Annotated in this window: 16 protein-coding genes; 7 read left to right on the forward strand and 9 right to left on the reverse strand. The window is 41.5% G+C overall.

Features of this window, described 5'->3' with window-relative positions; translation table 11 throughout:
- The first annotated feature begins 1 nt into the window (after window position 1).
- The 5 genes from mfd to AC3KVK_RS09245 all read left to right on the forward strand — a co-directional run bounded on the left by mfd (window position 2) and on the right by AC3KVK_RS09245 (window position 7792).
- Window positions 2-3472 carry a transcription-repair coupling factor gene (mfd, locus tag AC3KVK_RS09225; protein WP_490313019.1) on the forward strand — a complete coding sequence of 1157 codons (3471 nt, stop codon included), beginning with the start codon at window positions 2-4 and terminating at the stop codon, window positions 3470-3472.
- Between the two features lie 5 nt (window positions 3473-3477).
- Window positions 3478-4341, forward strand: coding sequence for a CsiV family protein (locus AC3KVK_RS09230; RefSeq protein ID WP_490313018.1), 864 nt, complete (start codon window positions 3478-3480; stop codon window positions 4339-4341).
- Between the two features lie 11 nt (window positions 4342-4352).
- Window positions 4353-4601: a DUF3862 domain-containing protein gene (locus AC3KVK_RS09235; RefSeq protein ID WP_490313017.1), complete on the forward strand. Its 249-nt coding sequence runs from the start codon at window positions 4353-4355 to the stop codon at window positions 4599-4601.
- 276 nt (window positions 4602-4877) lie between these two features.
- Entirely contained in the window at window positions 4878-6080 is a 1203-nt protein-coding gene (locus tag AC3KVK_RS09240; protein WP_490313016.1) for a type III PLP-dependent enzyme, read from the forward strand.
- 140 nt (window positions 6081-6220) lie between these two features.
- Entirely contained in the window at window positions 6221-7792 is a 1572-nt protein-coding gene (locus AC3KVK_RS09245; protein WP_490313015.1) for an amidase, read from the forward strand.
- A gap of 41 nt (window positions 7793-7833) precedes the next feature.
- On the opposite strand, the gene AC3KVK_RS09250 is transcribed toward AC3KVK_RS09245, so the two are convergent.
- Together AC3KVK_RS09250 and arfA are read right to left on the reverse strand one after the other, a co-directional pair.
- Window positions 7834-8388: a GNAT family N-acetyltransferase gene (locus AC3KVK_RS09250; RefSeq protein WP_490313014.1), complete on the reverse strand. Its 555-nt coding sequence runs from the start codon at window positions 8386-8388 to the stop codon at window positions 7834-7836.
- A 53-nt stretch (window positions 8389-8441) separates the two neighbouring features.
- Window positions 8442-8639, reverse strand: coding sequence for an alternative ribosome rescue factor ArfA (gene arfA, locus AC3KVK_RS09255; protein ID WP_490313013.1), 198 nt, complete (start codon window positions 8637-8639; stop codon window positions 8442-8444).
- A gap of 414 nt (window positions 8640-9053) precedes the next feature.
- On the opposite strand from arfA, the gene hemH reads away from it, so the two are divergent.
- Both hemH and AC3KVK_RS09265 read left to right on the forward strand, forming a co-directional pair.
- Complete coding sequence (hemH, locus tag AC3KVK_RS09260; protein ID WP_490313012.1) at window positions 9054-10073, forward strand: ferrochelatase; 1020 nt, start codon at window positions 9054-9056, stop codon at window positions 10071-10073.
- A gap of 49 nt (window positions 10074-10122) precedes the next feature.
- Complete coding sequence (locus AC3KVK_RS09265; protein ID WP_490313011.1) at window positions 10123-10980, forward strand: CPBP family intramembrane glutamic endopeptidase; 858 nt, start codon at window positions 10123-10125, stop codon at window positions 10978-10980.
- Between the two features lie 32 nt (window positions 10981-11012).
- On the opposite strand, the gene AC3KVK_RS09270 is transcribed toward AC3KVK_RS09265, so the two are convergent.
- The 7 genes from AC3KVK_RS09270 to AC3KVK_RS09300 form a co-directional block, all read right to left on the reverse strand.
- Window positions 11013-11864, reverse strand: coding sequence for an SMP-30/gluconolactonase/LRE family protein (locus tag AC3KVK_RS09270; RefSeq protein WP_490313010.1), 852 nt, complete (start codon window positions 11862-11864; stop codon window positions 11013-11015).
- A gap of 104 nt (window positions 11865-11968) precedes the next feature.
- A complete protein-coding gene (locus AC3KVK_RS09275) occupies window positions 11969-14401 on the reverse strand; it encodes an NERD domain-containing protein (protein WP_490313009.1) in 2433 nt (810 codons plus the stop codon).
- Window positions 14402-14547: 146 nt separating this feature from the next.
- Window positions 14548-14823 (reverse strand): hypothetical protein, encoded by a 276-nt coding sequence (locus AC3KVK_RS09280; protein WP_490313008.1) that lies wholly within the window; start codon window positions 14821-14823, stop codon window positions 14548-14550.
- 136 nt (window positions 14824-14959) lie between these two features.
- Window positions 14960-15571, reverse strand: coding sequence for a DsbA family protein (locus AC3KVK_RS09285; protein ID WP_490313007.1), 612 nt, complete (start codon window positions 15569-15571; stop codon window positions 14960-14962).
- 349 nt (window positions 15572-15920) lie between these two features.
- Window positions 15921-16631 carry an outer membrane protein gene (locus tag AC3KVK_RS09290; protein WP_490313006.1) on the reverse strand — a complete coding sequence of 237 codons (711 nt, stop codon included), beginning with the start codon at window positions 16629-16631 and terminating at the stop codon, window positions 15921-15923.
- A 125-nt stretch (window positions 16632-16756) separates the two neighbouring features.
- Window positions 16757-17497: a substrate-binding periplasmic protein gene (locus tag AC3KVK_RS09295; protein WP_490313005.1), complete on the reverse strand. Its 741-nt coding sequence runs from the start codon at window positions 17495-17497 to the stop codon at window positions 16757-16759.
- Window positions 17498-17715: 218 nt separating this feature from the next.
- The gene (locus AC3KVK_RS09300; RefSeq protein ID WP_490313004.1) at window positions 17716-18609 is read right to left on the reverse strand and encodes an N-acetylmuramoyl-L-alanine amidase; all 894 of its coding nucleotides are present in this window, start codon (window positions 18607-18609) and stop codon (window positions 17716-17718) included.
- Between the last annotated feature and the right edge of the window lie 64 nt (window positions 18610-18673).

Raw genomic sequence — 18673 nt, forward strand, 5'->3', positions numbered from 1 at the left:
AATGGCACTTACACATTGGGCACAATTACCTTGGATTAAATCGGCCAAAGATAAAATCCACTGGGGACAATTAACCGGCAGCGCGCTCAGTATTGCCATCGCTCAAGGTGTAAAAAATCATGACTCGTTAGTCGTCTTAATCACCCCAGATACACCAAGCGCATTAAAATTAGAAGCGGAACTTGAATATTTACTCCCCGATCACAGTGTGATGGTTTTTCCTGATTGGGAGACTCTGCCGTACGATCACTTTTCGCCTCATCAAGATATCATTTCACAGCGATTAGCCACCTTAAATCGTTTAAAACAAAGTAAAACAGGCATTTTATTATTACCTGTTTCTAACCTCATGTTGCGTACAGCTCCTGCCCAATTCATCTATGGCAATACACTTGTTTTTAAACAAGGCGATAAAATTGACCCGCAACAATTGCGTTTAAACCTCGATGGTGCTGGTTACCTCAATGTACAGCAAGTGATGGAGCATGGAGAGTTTTCGATTCGAGGCTCATTAGTCGATATCTATCCCATGGGCAGCAAAGAGCCCATTCGCCTTGACTTGTTTGATGATGAAATTGACAGCATTCGTTTATTTGATGTTGAAACACAGCGCTCAAGTAAGCCCATCGCAAAAATTGATTTAATGCCTGCCCATGAGTTCCCGACGCAAGATAAAGACATTGAAACTTTCCGGATTGCCTACCGAGAGCAGTTTGGCGCTACCAGTGATCAAGATTCCATTTATATGCAAGTCTCTAAAGGGGCTTGGCCTGCGGGCATCGAATATTACTTGCCTTTATTTTTCGATAAACTTGCCACTTTATTTGATTACTTACCTGATGATACGGTGATGATGACACTCGGTGATATCGAGTACAGCGCAAAAACGTTTTGGCAAGATGTCGAAAAACGCTACGAGAACCGTAAAGTGGATCCGCTACGCCCATTACTTGCGCCCATTGCACTGTATCAACCAATTGAAGAACTGTTTGCCAACATCGGTCGATTTTCTCGCATCGCATTATCACAGGCAACCCTAGGGACCAAAGCAGGCCATCATAATTTAAACGCCACACTGATTGATAACATTCGGGTTGATCATCAAGCTAAAGTTCCTTTTGCCGCTATTTCTGATTATTTACTGACACAGAAAAAGCAAAAAAACCGAGTACTGTTTTGTGTCGAAAGTGAGGGTCGCCGCGAGTCTCTTTTAAGTTTATTTAAACCGACTGGCATTAAAGTCACCACTTTTGACAGTTTCGAAGGCTTTACACATAGCGAGACAGATACCGGTTTAATTGTTTGCCCACTTGAACAAAGCGTCTTTTTATCGGGTAAACCAGGCTTATCTTTAATTACAGAGCAAGAACTACTCGGCGTAAAAGTATCGCAACGTCGTCGCCGTAAACACAAATACGAAGCCAGCCAAGATGCTATTATCCGCAACCTTGCCGAACTCAAAGTTGGTCAGCCGATTGTCCACCTTGATCATGGCGTAGGTCGTTACCAAGGATTACAAACTCTTGATGCAGCTGGTGTGCAAACTGAATTTGTGACCATTTCTTACACTGGCGAAGCAAAATTGTATGTGCCTGTTTCCGCACTGCATATGCTAACCCGTTACTCTGGTGGCGAAGAAAGTAGCGCCCCCCTGCATAAGCTAGGCTCTGATGTATGGGAAAAAGCTAAACGAAAAGCCGCCGAAAAAGTGCGCGATGTCGCCGCTGAATTACTCGATATTTACGCAAAACGCAAAGTCAAACTCGGTAATGCCTTTAAGCATGATAAACAAGCGTATCGACAATTTGTCGATACTTTCCCATTTGAAGAAACTGACGATCAAAAAAATGCCATCTCTGCAGTATTGACTGACATGCAAAGCGCGCAAGCAATGGATCGCTTAGTCTGCGGCGATGTAGGCTTTGGTAAAACAGAAGTGGCCATGCGGGCTGCTTTTGTTGCCGTGAACGAAGGTAAACAAGTTGCAGTGTTAGTACCGACGACGTTATTGGCCCAGCAGCACTATGAAAATTTTAAAGATCGCTTTGCTAATTTAGCCGTCGAAGTCGATGTACTTTCTCGCTTCAAAACCACCAAAGAACAAAATGAAGTGTTAAAGAAACTCGAATCTGGCCAGGTTGACATTGTGATTGGAACACACAAGCTCATTCAATCAGGGATTAATTTTAAAGATCTGGGTCTGTTGATTGTCGATGAAGAACACCGCTTCGGGGTCAGGCAAAAAGAAAAGATCAAATCATTACGTGCCGATGTTGATATTCTGACTTTAACTGCCACTCCGATCCCGCGTACGCTCAATATGGCTATGAGTGGTATGCGCGATTTATCGATTATTGCCACACCACCCGCAAAGCGTTTAGCGGTTAAAACCTTCGTTCGCAAAGGTGAAGCCGATTTAAAACGCGAAGCAATTTTGCGTGAAATCAAACGTGGCGGCCAAGTTTATTATTTACATAATAACGTTGAAACCATCGAAAAAACGGCTGCAGATTTGGCTGAACTCGTGCCAGAAGCCAGCATCACCACCGCGCATGGACAAATGCGAGAAAGTGAACTTGAGCACTTAATGGCAGAGTTCTATCACAAAAAATACAATGTATTGGTCTGTACAACAATCATAGAAACTGGGATTGATGTGCCCACAGCCAACACAATTATAATCGATCGCGCCGATAAACTAGGTCTCGCCCAACTGCACCAGCTTCGTGGCCGCGTGGGTCGAAGCCATCACCAAGCGTATGCCTATTTGTTGATTCCAGATCCAAAAGCTATTTCTAAAGATGCAGCAAAAAGGCTTGATGCAATCGAATCACTTGAGGATTTAGGTGCAGGTTTTGCTCTGGCTACCCACGATTTAGAAATTCGGGGTGCCGGAGAGCTGCTCGGTGATGATCAAAGTGGTCAAATACAATCAATTGGCTTCACGTTATACATGGAGATGCTTGAGCAAGCTGTCGAAGCACTCAAGCAAGGTAAAGAGCCAACCCTCGAAAACTTGCTACAACAACAAACAGATGTAGATTTAAAAATCCCTGCCCTGCTACCCGACGATTATATCTATGACGTCAATACTCGTTTGAGCCTGTATAAACGTGTTGCAAGCTGTCAAGACAATGAACAAATCGATGAGTTACAGGTCGAGCTCATCGACCGTTTTGGCTTGTTACCTGAACCGGCTAAAAATTTATTCGCTGTGCAACAACTCAAACTGAAGGCCCAGCACCTTGGCATCAATAAAATCGAAGCCAATATTAAAGGCGGTTTTATTGAGTTTGGCGCGCAAACTAAAGTTGACCCACGCTTTATCATCGGCCTTTTACAAACTAATCCAAAGGTTTATAGAATGGAAGGCGCAAATAAGTTACGATTTAATATCGAAGAACCCGACAGTGCTGCCCGTTTGACGTTAATGAATAATATGCTTAATGACTTTGCACACAAGGTAAGTTAATTAATATGAAAAATCGTTTTACTTGTGCTTTATGGTGCTTGCCGCTCCTCATTTGTTCAACTTGGACACAAGCCACGCGTTGGTTTGAGGCTGAAATCATCATTTTTGAACAAAAGTCAGATCCCGAATTACGTGAAGATTTTTCTTTTGATATCAAACCTATCGACCACACGCAGAGCCAAAATTTGCTCATCGATCAGATTGAACAACAACAATTAACAGCCTGTTTAAATAACGCACGTCCTATCTTTGTTGACGATGCTTTAATTAGCACTCGCCAAGTGATTCAATCTGTCGATTGCCCTGAACACGGTGAATATTTAACACACCTTGAACGTATTCCGCAGGTTTTAGCGGCTGAGCCTTTTGATCATATGGATTCGGTTTATGTACTAGCACCAGAGCAATTGCAATTTAACCCTGTCATGCAACGTTTGAAAAATCAGGGGCTCAAACCTCTGCTTCATACCGGGTGGCGATTTCCAGAAGCTCCCGAAAAGCGCGCGCCTATTTATCGCGTTTTAGCGGGTAAGAAACTCGAAAATAAAGCACAAATGAGTTTTATTGATGGCACATCATCTCAGCCCCAAACACACTCTGACGATTTATTGCCTTTTTTACTCAATCAGAAAACACCTGCCCCCCTTTCGTTCCCTGCACTTTGGCAAATTGATGGGCACATCCAAATCTATGTTCAGCACTATCTATTTATCAATGCTGAGTTCAATTATTTAGCCCCAAATGCATTATCAGGCGAACTTGAAAGTGCATATTTCGAACAGTTTCGCCGCGTGTACAGTGGTGATGTCCACTACTTAGATCATCCAAAATTTGGCTTAATTATCCAAATCCGAAAATTCAAACATTAAAGGAAAACGCTATGAAAAAATTAATCGTTCTTGCTGCAATTTCTGCAGCACTCGTTGGTTGTAGCAAAGTCGATATCGAGCATTACCAGCAAATAGAAGTCGGAATGGACAAAGTAGAGATTGAAGCCCTATTAGGCTCTGCCGATCAGTGTGAAGAAAAAACCTTACACACTAACTGTACGTGGGGTGGTGAAAGCAAAAATATTTCTGTGACACTCGTCTCTGATAAAGTGACGTTATACAGCAAAAAAGGCTTCTAGTTTCAGCCCGAAATCTTTCTACACCTCCATAGATATGCAGCCATAATGAATTTATATTTATTTGCTAAAATATAAAAAAAAGGTTGCATCCTCCCTTTTTTTCAATATTATTGCGCTGCTTCTTGTTGATAGCCAATCCGAGTACATCGCATTTTTTTGCGGCCAGGCGATAGAGCAACTATCCAAGAGTGAAATTAACGCTTAAGAGTTATTGCTGAAAAATAGCTCAAACCAGCAAGGTTTTGTTAGTAATTTTACTTTAATCGGAGAGTTGACATGACAGTCACCCCAGTAAAAAACGCCGTTGAATTTACCTCTTTTGCAGCCAAAGATTTATCAGAAGTTGAATTAATCGAGTCTTTAGTTGCTCGTATGGGCGCACCTTTATTGATTTTAGATTGCGACGTCGTGCGTAATCAATATCGTGCACTTCAGGCTGCACTCCCGAATGTCAAATTACATTTTGCACTTAAGCCGCTTCCTCACCCTGCGGTTGTCAGTACCCTGCTAGATGAAGGCGCTTATTTTGACTTAGCAACTAATGGCGAAATTGATTTAGTGGCGAGCCAAGGCGTACCTGCAAACAAAACTATTCACACCCACCCAATCAAACGTGACAGTGATATTAAAGCGGCGCTGGAATATGGATGCACGACATTTGTTGTCGATAATATCAATGAACTTGAAAAATTCATTCCGTATACCGAGCAAGCTGAAATTTTAGTCCGTTTAAGTTTTCCTAATGCACAAGCGTTTGCCGATCTGTCTAAGAAATTTGGCTGTAGTCCTGATAAAGCGATTGAGATTATTGAGTATGCGCATCAGCTTAATATCACAGTACGTGGTTTATCATTTCATGTTGGTTCACAAACTGCGACCCCTGATAAATATGTTCTCGCTATCAGCCGCTGTATTGATGTTTTTGCTCAGGTTGAAGCTCTTGGCTTGCCATTACTGAAGACGTTAGACATTGGTGGTGGGTTTCCGGTGAGTTACACACAAGACGTGCTGCCAATCGATGAGTTTTGTACACCCATTCGCCAGGCTTTGACAGCTCTACCTGCTTATGCTGAAGTAATTGCTGAACCTGGACGGTTCATTGTCGCACCTTCAGTCACGAGCGTGGCTTCTGTCATGGGTCAAGCCGAGCGTGATGGTAAAATTTGGTATTACTTAGATGATGGTATCTATGGTTCGTTCAGTGGCATTATGTTTGATGCGGGTCACTACCCAGTTGATGCACTGCATTGGCAAGGTGAACGATTTGAAAGCGTACTAGCAGGCCCAACATGCGACAGCATTGATGTTATTGCTGACAGTATTATGCTGCCCAAATTAAACAACGGTGATTTAATTATTGGCCGTATGATGGGCGCATACACCAGCGCGACAGCAACCGAGTTCAATTTTTTCAAAAAAGCAGAATTTGTTGTACTTAATGAATATCAGGTTGCCGACACACTCAGTCAGGTGATCTAATCACACTATAATGTAAACGCCTGTTAACAGGCGTTTACCGCTCACTGTAACTGTTTTTTACTTATTTTGTTGCTCTGTTCGTTGTATATCTTCTACGCATCGTATAAAACTAACTCATAATAAAAAAATGAGTTTACCCAATGCAATTTAGCCTACTTTATCAACCCGCTCTTACAGTGATATGTTTCGCATTTTTCAGTTTGGCACATGCACAACAAACGCCTCACCCTCTTGATGAATTATCAATTATACAACTGCAAAAAAAAGTGGCTAATGGAGATCTGTCTTATCTTCAATTAACACAGTTTTATCTCGATAGGATCAGTGCCAACAATCAGCAAGGAATGAAGCTCAATGCAGTGATCACCCTAAACCCTGAAGCGATCGCGCACGCAAAAGCACTCGATATAGCAAGAAGTAAAGGTGAAACACTCGGTTTCTTAGCGGGAGTGCCTATTCTAATCAAAGACAATATTGAAACAAAAGACCCCATGGCCACAACCGCAGGTGCCCGGGCGCTTGCTAATAATCAAGCAAAGCATGATGCCTTTTTAGTTAAACAATTACGCCAAGCGGATGCGATTATTTTAGGTAAAACAAATTTAAGTGAAATGGCCAATTTTCGCAGCACTGCCAGTTCGAGTGGCTGGAGTGAGGTTGGTAAGCAAACTCGCAACCCCTATGTGCTCAACCGTACTCCCTGCGGTTCTAGTTCAGGTTCGGCCGTCGCTGTCGCCGCAAATTGGGCGCTGGCAGCAATCGGCACAGAAACCGACGGTTCAATCACGTGTCCTTCGGCACATAACGCGTTAGTTGGCCTCAAACCAACCGTTGGCTTAGTATCTCGACAAGGAGTGATCCCACTCTCTTCTTCTCAAGATTCACCTGGTCCTATGGCCCGAACCGTAACGGATGTAGCTATTTTACTCTCAGTTTTAGCCGCAGTAGATCACAATGATGCCGCCCAGCCACCTTCATTTACACCCGTTGACTACCGCGAACATTTGATTACTCATGGTTTACGCGGCAAACGACTCGGAATCGCACGCAACATTAGCGAGTTTAATCCCCATTCAAGCAAAGCATTTGAGCACGCTCTCACAATTTTAAAGCAACAAGGGGCGATCATCGTGGATAACTTAGTGCTACCCTATCAAAATGAGCTGGGTGATGCCGAGTTTGACATCCTACTTTATGAGTTTAAAAATGAGATTAATCAGTATCTTAAAAACACAAATCAGGAAGTAAACACCAAAAGTTTGTCTGAATTGATTGCGTTTAATCAAGCACTTGTACCTACATTTCCTGCGTTTAATCAAACTTTATATGAAATGGCCAATGATAAAGGTGCGTTAAACGAACAACGTTATGTTGATGCTAAAAACACAGTGGCTGACAAAGCACGGACACACGGTATCGATGCGCTGATGAAAACTCACCAATTGGACGCTTTCATCGCACCAACAAACAGCCCTGCATGGGTCATTGATACCATCAATGGCGATCATTTTGGCGGCGCAAGTTCTTCACCTTCGGCGATTGCTGGGTATCCAATTATTACTGTGCCGATGAGCTATTACGCTGAATTACCTCTGGGATTATCTTTTTTTTCAGGCCAGTATCAAGAAGGAAAATTAATTGAAATGGCATTCGGCTTCGAGCAAGCTCAACCGGTGAGAAAGGCCCCTTTATTTTTACCTTCCATCGATTAATCAAGCCCATGACTAGCACGGTATTTCAAATATCGCGCTAGTTATACTAAGTTCACACTGTATTCAACTGCGAACGATTCACCCTGTTCATCTTTATGAACATAATCACGGACTTTGTCCATACCCAGTTTTTTCATGATGGCAATCGAAGCACTGTTATCGACTAAAGCTGTAGCTGAAAACTGCGTGACTGCACCTTGTTGTCTAATTGTGTTCATGATGGTTTGAGCGGCCTCTGTCGCGATCCCTTTGCCCCATTGCTGCCGGAAAAAACGCCAGCCTAGCTCGATATTATTTGGCTGAGGCGCATCACTAAAAAAGCCCATCGGCCTCACCAATACCCAACCAAATGGTTCATTGCTCTGCAAACCACTCACTAGCCACAAGCCATACCCTAGCGTTTGATCGGCATAAGACGCCAAACGCGGTAAAAACGCTTCGACTATTTGTGCTCTGGTTGAGGTTCGACCTGAAGTTAGATACTTCATTACCTCAGGATCGTTATCGAGTTGGTAGAGAATATCTGCATCCTGCGCAGTGATAAATTTAAACTGTAATCGTTCAGTCGCCGGGATTTGTAACATTTTATCCGCCATTTTCTGCACTTTAAGTTGCGAGTAGCTAAAAGCCTTAGTTGAACTCAGCTGGTTTAAGCTGCGTTTAAATAAGACTCTTGGCCTTTATGCTTTAGCGTCCGTTTAAAGGCGCCTTTTCCTTTTTTAGCCGCAACGACTTGTACTCTAAATACTTTAGAGGTGACCAAAGCCGCTAATGCGTTGTCTTTTATCACTCCACGACCTGCGTCACAGCGCATTTTTTGATTCGGTCTACTTTTTTTACTCGCCATTTTATGTCCTAGGTATTTTTCTGACTTTCTCAGGCCAGCGCCCCTTCACTATGAAGGAGAGACCGCTACTATAATCAAGGTGATAAATTATGCTAGGGGTTTGCAAAAATATTTTTTACATCGACTGATCAACTATTCATTTCGGCACGTAGTACAGGTTGAAGGGAGCAAACGCACCATTATGTTTTATCTGATCTCTTCACAATAACACGGGCAACGCAGACCACTATCTAGGGAGGTTGTGAGTTCTCACGTTTAAGATAAATGTCGGAATATACTCAGAGGAGGCTATTCCAAACCCATTGATCGGCATAAATTGCCTAATTGCCTTATTTTATTAAGATAAATCATACCAATGTTATTTCTTATCACTATAATGCCTGTGTATTTGAGTCATAAGCAAAGGAGCTTCACGTGTCACGCTTTTCAGCCATTACAGATAACCCTCATGAACAACGTTTCAATCAAAGAACAGGGGTATTACTGACAAATTTAGGCAGTCCCGACGCACCCACGACCCAAGCGGTTCGCACTTATTTAGCTGAATTTTTATCCGATCCACGCATTGTAGAAATTCCACGCTTAATTTGGCTTATCATTCTTCATGGTATTATTTTACGGATCAGGCCAAAACGCTCGGCTAAGCTTTACCAAGGGATTTGGACTGAAAACGGTTCACCTTTAATCCATATCACGCAATTACAGCAACAAAAATTGCAAGATAAACTCCAATCTATGGGACTTGAACATGTCGATGTAATGATGGCTATGCGCTATGGTAACCCATCGATTGAAGCTGGGCTTGAAACTTTGCGCGATAAAGGCATCACAAAAATAGTGATTTTACCTCTTTATCCGCAATACAGTAGTCCAACAACAGGATCAACTTTTGATGCTGTTGCAAATGTATTAAAAAAATGGCGATGGGTGCCAGAGCTTCATTTTATCAATGGTTACCATAAACAACCGGCGTATATTGATTCATTAGCAAACAGTATTGCAGAAGATTTAGCGAAGCATGGCCAGCCAGAAAAAATCATCTTTTCATACCATGGTATGCCAAAGCGCTTTTTAGATCATGGTGATCCGTACCATTGTCTGTGCCAACAAACGACACGTCTTGTTATTGAAAAACTCAACTTAGATGAAAAGTCAGTGATTACGACTTTTCAAAGCCGATTTGGTAAAGCTGAATGGCTAAAACCATACACAGATGAAACTCTTGAAAACTTACCAGCACAAGGGATCAAAAATATAGCCATTGTGAGTCCAGCTTTTAGCGCCGATTGTTTAGAAACCCTCGAAGAGTTAGAAGAGGAAAACCGTGACATTTTTATCAATGCCGGTGGAGAACACTATCGATATATAGCTGCGCTCAATGATCGTGATGATCATATTGATGCCCTCTTTGATGTGTTAAAACCTATGCTTTAATCATTCAATAAACGGCTTCATTTGAGGCCGTTTATTTTAGGCGAATAACATGTTCAACACTGATTTGTTGCAATCCCATCAAGGGACCTGCATTGTTTTGTTACTCAGTATTGCTATAACAATGCTGAAACCACGTTATTGGCATACCTGCCTGATAAGCTTTCTGATTACAGCTTACATAGGAGGGGTGCTCACGGTTGCAGCTATTATTAGTGTGGGTCTTTTAATGACTATTGGTTTATCTAGCCAAAAGGCACGACCCAGTGTTCAACTCCTGCTCCAGATGTTGCTTATTATTGGCGCCCTCTCACTGGCACTTCACTTAGTACCGGGTTTTCATAACCTTCTGGTTATCGATAGCAGCGAAAAATCCTCGATAAGCTTGCCCTTTTCTATGTATTTAAACTGGGATAAAGCCCTGATTTTATTTTTATTCTTGTCGGCTTGGCCCACCCTGATTGATGAGCAACCTAAAGTTTCTGTGCGAATGTTCACGCTGCCAGTCCTGCAGTTTTTACTGTGTACATTGCTGTTTATTTCTTTATTTTTAGCCTGTATCAATATGAAATTAATCGCGGTTGATATCGCAGTGCCAAATTGGTGGTGGTTATTTGCCCTAAACAACCTGCTGATTACCTGCGTCGCTGAAGAAGTGTTTTTTCGTGGCTTTATTTTACAAAAATTACAAAAAGTCGTGGCGGTTATTCCCGCATTGATAATCAGTTCTCTATTATTTGGTTTAGCGCATTTTTCTGGTGGGATCAGTTATGTGATTGTTGCATCAATCGCAGGTGTATTGTACGGCTTGGTTTATCTCTGGACCGGTCATATTCGCTACAGTATCGCGGTGCATTTTTTAGTTAATCTAACACATTTGATTTTTTTCACTTATCCTATGTTGAAGTAGTGCAGCCACCTTAGGTCACTGCACAAATTGAATTAAAGCTTAATGACTTCGATACCCCCGCGTTTTTGCATCGTGACATATAAGGTATCTTCATTCGGATTCAGCGCCACATTGGTTGGATACTGGCCTTTTAAATGAAAAGTTTTTATGACTTTCCCTTGTTTTGATAACTTCACGATAGTGCCACTCCCATATCGGGCAATATATAAATGCCCTTTCGAGTCTGTACGCATGCCGTCGAGACCAAAGTCATCAAAACGGATTAACTCACGTTTATTACTGATCTGATAATCTTTATCTAAATCGTACGCCCACACCACCCTCTGCACACTTTCATTCACAAATAATGTTGTTTGATCGGCACTGACAGCCACGCCATTAGTCGTTCCCATATTTGCTTCTATTAATTGTGACGTGCCATTCGGGTTAACCCGCCACAATTGTCCAGATGATTGAGCCCAATTAGGATCACTGGCAAAAATAACCCCACCAGCAGTGACAGCGATGTCATTTGGTTGGTTAAAATTGGGGTTATGCGTCAAAACTGATATATCTTTCGTTTTAGAGTCAATTTTTAAAATATTATGACCAGTATAATCAGCTACCAGTAAATCACCACTCGCATCAAATTGTAGGCCATTACCAGTGCTGCCTTCAGGCAACGTGACATATAACGAGACCTCCCCTGATGGCGTGACCACACCTATGGTGCCTTGTTTGGCAAAATTTACCGCAAAAAGGTGCCCTTGGGACGACACGACGGGCCCTTCAACTCCTTGAGTGAAGGTATTATCACTGACTAAGTCTTGACTATCGATTGTACCAGCCTGCGCTGTGCTATAGGCTGATACAATCAATACGAAGGATAAAAATGTTGGTCTCATACTTTTTCCTCTGGTTATTGGTTTAGTGATAGAGAAACAGTTTTGTGGCCATTGCACAACTAGCTATTTGTCGCACTACGAGGAGATTTATCTCAATGAAGTCATCAGCGTAACGTTCTTTTAAAGTCACATTTAGGATACGACGAACACGTAAATATTTTCGCCCCTGAATCATCGGTAGATTGTTCAACCGTTGATAAGCACTGTGGGCAAAATGCCACCGCTTGTGTAATGAATGCTTGCTCTTCGCTCGTTGGCGGTTCTGAGCTAATATCATTATTTTTTTCTTGCTGTTGAGTCTCGGCTGTTTTTGCTGTTGGTTCAAACTCATGAGTGTTGCCCCAATCAGGATCAAGAGATAAGTTGGCAAAAAGGTTTTTCTTTTCACCTTCTTCTGCTGGGTTCAGTAGTGTTTTTGGATCATTACGAATTTCAGGCTTAAGTCCTTTGGCAATTTTTACAGGCTCAAAGTCCATTAAATGAGGTTCTGATGATGCCAAAGTATCTGTTTCAGTCAAAGATTCAATATCGTCAGTTGCGATACCTTGATGCAACGTCTCATCGTGGTCACTCTTTTCTGGCTCAGAATCATTCGCCTTGTCAGTGTTTAACTTAAGATCAACAGGGCTTTGATTATCAACCTCTTGAGTTTGATAAGAGGGTTTATTTTGTCGGCTTTTTATTTCGTCCACATCTTCATCTGGCTCAGGAATGTACTCTCGCACTACAGGCTCTTTAAACTGATGATCAGAATGTTGACGTACACGCTTCGCTTCACGAGCCTGTTCCATCGCATCTATTTGCGCAACCTCATCTGCATCAAGGCTCTCTTGTTGTTTTTGGGTTTCATCAACGGACGGTTCAGTCCGTATAAATTCATTTGTGAAGTCCGATGATGTCGGCTGCGGTGTGATTTCAGGCTCTAGCTTGTTTACCGATGACTCTTCAACATGGGCAGCATCAGAGTTGTCGCTATCAGGTAATGTTGTTAACTTGGTAGGATCGTTTATTTCATCGCCTGTCGACGCTTGACGTGGTGCCGTGTTAGAGCTGATATCTGCAATAAATGTAGCTGGGCTCACACACTCTCCCATATCTTGTTCTTTGTCATCATGTTGAGCCGCAGGTTCCTCAGTTAGCTGCGGATTCTCCTGTTTCGCAACCGGTGTCTCTTTAATTGGTTGCTTAAGTATCTGGGTGTCTGGCGCGTGTTCAGATCCGGTAGCAGATGTATTAACCCGCTCTAATTCTTTTGTTTCACTTTGCCCTGCCGAAGCAATAAAACCATACTCATCAACTGGCATCGCATCTTTTTGATGATACTGTTCATTAAACAGTGTCGTTAATATCTGTGTAAACTGCTCAACCTGCTCATCCATAAATTCAAGTTGCTTCACGCCCTTTATTGTCTCTATTAAAGCGTGGCGATGAATCACATTTTCTGGCATAGGAGATTTAAACGTGACTGAATCATGGAACATTACTAAAGGCTTTAACCCTTCAGAAACATCCAGCAACCGGCCTAAAGCATGTGATAATTGATTTGCCAGCTGCAGTGGGTTATCAAATGGCACTGTTTTATCGTCATTGTGTTCTGACCATTGTGCTGCGTTAGCTCCACCAAAGATTGCTCCCTTGGCTTCTGGGGCAACAATTACAAAAAGGCCATACGCTGAGACAATAACACGTTCTATGCTCTTTGTTTGTTGTCCCTCTACCACAATGTTTAATTGTTTAAACGAGGAATAAAGTTCAGGATCGAGCCCTTTGGCTAAACGTTTCTTTTTACTTTTATCTCGTTTAACCGCAATGGATTTCTCATTCACTTTTGCTGCTAAATCAGCCGTTTTAGCTTTAATTGCGGCGCCCCGCCCTTTTAATTGCCAAAGCCCTCCTGCAATGAGAATCAGTAAAACGATAATCGAGATCGTGGGCAGCAACAAATCAGCAAATAAAGAAGGCTCTTGCTGAGCAGGCTCGCGAGGCAAAACCGGGGCAGCTTTTATCGCGCTTTGCGCTTGTGCTTCTAAAAACGAAGGATCTGCAACAGAGGGGCTATTTTGTTTTTCTTGCTCTTTGTCATACAGCGCTTTTAATTGAGCTTGTTTTTCCTGAGTCTGCTGTTCTTGCTCGGGTACCGTCTGATCGGATGGAGCATTTAACAGCTCAGAAGGTTGATGATTCTTCTCAGCTTCTGCTCGACTCTCATTTTGATCATTAATTGATGTTGTCGGTGGTTCTATTTTATTTTCTATCGCGTCTTTTGTTATGGTGACAGTCTTATCCTCTATGCTTTCAGGCTCTATTTGCGTTGTCGAAGTCACAACAGGATCTGACTTCTTTTTTGGTAAATTTCGACAATCACGATCATAGGCTCTTTTTGCGTCCCGATATTGGCGGCTATTAGGAACATGGCTAAATTGCGAAACCTGTTGATTGAGTAAAAGGCATAATGCCTCTTGATTTGGCGCAGCCAAAACTGCTGAACTAAAGAAGAACAAGAAAAATAGAAGTGAGAGTGAACCAGTGCTAGACATAAAAATAAGTGTTTGTATTGATTTATATTTAGCTTACTTGTTTAGTGCTGATTTTTCCATTACAACTTGTTGCAAAAAAAAGGATATCGATGTCCATTGTTATACTTTATAAAAGAGCTAAGACCTTAGTGCTAGCAGCTCAATTTTTAGAAACTTAATTTTTCTATTTGTGTCAGCCCTACTCGGCCGTTTAAATCTTCGAATACAGACACCATTGCTGGATACGGAGACGAATGAGGCGTCACTTGGATAGCATTGCATAAAAAAGCGTAATTAGTTCCGAGGTTACTTTCTGTCGATACTGCAACAGGCTCATATAACACAGCATCAATCCCATCTAAGGCATCGGTAAAAGCACGGCGCGCTTGAGGACTAATTTCATGGCTGAACTCTTTCGGTCCCTGAATAAAATGATTTGACATTACTGATCCTTTGTAATTATTTAAGCAACGTTATGCCCGTTTTAAAGACTAATTTAAAAATCGCTCACTGCGTGTGTTTATCAGTGTAGTGCAGAAAATCAAAAAAATTATTACTCCGTATTACATTTCATTAAAATCATAGAAGTTGTTGAATCGTATCGAACGTGTCTTGCCAGTGTTTATAATTGATTTCTACGGAGCTTACTTGATCGCCCTGCATCAGAACCAACGATGGAAAACCCGAAATTGGCCACTGGTGTACCATTTCAATTTCAGATAGCAACGCATCTTGGATTTGAGCGCTAGTTAACAACCTCGTAAATTCATCAGCTGGTAAACCAATATCTTGTGCTAAAGCGATTAGTGTGTCCTCATCAGATGGATTTTGAGCACGAAGGTAATAAGCCTGTTGAATGGCAAAATGCATTTGGGCTTCTTTATTAAACTGTCTAGCGATTAACGCAGCACGGCATGCCGGGTACGTCGACCGCCTAGGTTGACACTTAAGCCAAAAATCAAAATTAAAATCAACATTCAACTGCTGACTGATGGTTCGCCACGTTTGCTGCAAATGGGTCTTCATATGTTGACTCATAGGTTGGTGACAATCAGGGGCAAGCCCACCTAATCGATATTGAATCATAACGTAAGGTTTAAGTGCTTGTTCAAGTGCTAGCCAAGTTTTTCTGTACCCCCAACACCAGCTGCACATAGGATCGTAAATGTAGTAGAGGGTGGTATTTTCCATGAGGCTTCCTTTATTTGAGCTTATATTTTAGCTCAAAGCACCTTTTTGCTCCAATACGGTAGGAATTTACAGTCAATCTCCTAAACATTTCTGAGGCCAATATAAAAGCACAGCCTTGGTTGGAGGCTGTGCTGAGTTGGGAAAATCAATTGCAAAAATATTGGATAATGAGCCCATCCATTGCTCTGTCAGTTCCTGTGACAAAATCAATGGATGTAAACTGTGATATGAACAATACAGATCAAGATTGAGAAATATTTAACAAAGTGATGAAAGGCCAATTTTGAGGATAAGTGGTCAGAAGACACATATAAAGCGAACATCACAGATTGAAGTTAACGACCTTAATTTATAAACGATACTCAAAGTTGATATACATTTTATCTATCGACATATAACTAAAGTGACTGTAGCCCATCTTTAATCCCCAGTTTGCATTAAAATCATATTGAAGCCCTAAGCCTAACTTTGCCCCAACTTCTAATTCCGTCGCTCTTTCCACATTCACGCGTGTATAAGGAGTCGATTCCATATTTCGATTATAAATAATGGCATCGATTTTATGTATGGCGACCCCCGCTAACACATACGGTGTGAATTTAGGCGTAAAATGCCAAGGATAATACGTGGCATCAAATTCAAAAATATCCATGTTAATTGCATAATAATCGTGTAATTTTATTTCATCGGGTTCGCAGCCTAACCAACAAATGTTTGTAGTCAAATTACCTAAAAAATCGATTTCTATATCTGCAGAATAATTAAAACGTAACGCTAAATTGTCATACACATAATAACCAATGCCAAGGTTATAATTGATGATATCTGACTCTTCTCCTTCGACCTGATACTGCTCAAGACGGTCTGTAATTTTACTCGGCAACGCTTCTTTTATATCGTTATTCTCATACTCGTAATAATTACTCAATGCCCCAGCATTGAAAAAAAAACGCCCTTCTTTTGTGAGTGAGTGTGACACTTTCTCGCTTGATGTTTCTGTTGCATGCAACCCCGAAGATGCACACAATAAGCCGACAAAGCACATTGAATTCAGATTCATAGGTAGTCCTTGAGATGATTCTAATTTGCCGCGATCATACCCGCAGTTCATTAAGAAAGAACCAAGTAATTTGTTAGAAAATGTATCGATTTTACAAACAAAAATAGAGCGAACAAAAAGACGAACTAAAAGGCCAAACTCTGCGAAATGGCATTTAATAAATCAAGCTTCTGCTGAACTTCGTACACTAATGTATCTTCTGTATCTTTATGAAATGCAATGCAAATAGGTAAGTTTTCTATCGCTTCAAGCTTCACCACTTTTTGAAGAGAATCATAACTCCGATTGATTTTTTTTAGTTGCTCAAGCAGAGCTGTTTCAGAATAAACAATAAAATCAATCCGTTTAGCAAATAGTTTATTGATACTTATTTGCCCATTTGCTGCAAGATCTAAATTTACCCCTAACTCAAAACCTTCTTTAACCAATACATCTTGTGCCAGATCACCTCGTGTGACACTCACTTGAAATCGTTTAACATCAATCAGTGAGCTTACGTCGAGATCGGTCCGCGACTTTAATTTATAGATGAAAGTGGGTAACGGAGAAATTAACGGACAAGCCCATTTGAACCTATGCTCTCTTTTTTCTGTTCGATATAAAGAATAGATTGCGACATTTTTCTTAGTGGTAGCTAAATCGATTGCACGTGCCCACGGGTAACTTTGCAGTGAATACGCGATATTTGCTTGTTCGAGGATCCAACGCACCTTTGCAGTGGCCGTCCCGACAACTTTGCCATTATCATTAGTAAAACTATAGGGTGGCCACTCTTCAGTAACAACAAGTAGAGGCGCTTTTGCCAAAAGTGAAAAACTAGCCAACCAGAGCAAACATATTAGGACAGAGCCTATTTTTTTTAGCATAAAATATGTTCAACAACATGAGTGAATTCACAGTCACTATAGCTAATAGATCAACATTCAGCCCACTAGATGTGAAAAACTTATGCAAAGGGTAAATGAAATATTGGTAATTTACCTTATCGTACAAACAAGGAGTCATCCCTCAAACCTGACTTGAGACACCGTGCTCGTGCAAATTATAATCATATAGAGTGGCACTCAACACTCGCAGAAACTTTTTAATCAACAGGCACACAATACCGCTCAATTACCCCTTCGCGATATTTTTCCATTAACGCCCATAACACTGAGATGGTTTTTACATTCAACTCGCCAGTTACTTGCCACGGTAAAAAGTGCAATTGGAATGCTTTAAGTGTGTCAAAGGTCTGTTTATCAAACTGCCCGGTTACCTCAATTCCATAACCATAACGCTGCAATGCACATTGCACCACTTCATAATTGGGCAGTGTTTCTCCTTGAAACTGCTGCCAATATTTAAAGACCGTTTCATCATCATACCAAGCGCCAATCCCATGTTGATAGAGCGTGTACCAAGGAAAATGCGGCCCAGGATCTTGTTTGTTTCCTAATTGAATATCAGAGTGACCAACAATGCCCGTCGGATCGATATTGGGGTAGCGCGTTAAAATGTCTTTTGCTAATGCGATTAATAACGACACTTGTTGCTGATCAAAACTGGGATATAAGCAAAAAGACTGCGAATCTAATTGTGCTGCGCTGAGATTTTGCTCGGTCCAAGTTAATGGCTCATACACACAACGTGCCTGATTCACCAATTCAATCCCTATTGATTGATCATTAATGTTTTCTCTACCTTGCCAATGACTGACACCCGCATGCCATGCTCGTTGCTGTTCGTTGACGAGTCGATACACAGATAGACCCCCTTCTGTGAAAGAAGTGTCGTGATTTTCTGGAATTAAATAATGCGCGCTCACTTGACCTTTAGTTAGCGCGTCAAGGGAGTCTTGCCAATTACCCGTAGTATAATGAATTACTAAAAACCGAACTCGGCTATCATAGTTATCTGATTGATACGTCTGTTTAATCCCGTGGCTACACCCTTGAAGCAGACCAAATAAGCAAAATAATAGAGCTTCCTTTTTCATGGCACGTCCTTAAATGAGTTTTTCAAATGATAAGGCTAGCACTTATACACTAAAGCCCCTAAAA

The sequence above is a fragment of the Pseudoalteromonas sp. J2K-J979 genome (assembly GCF_058169715.2).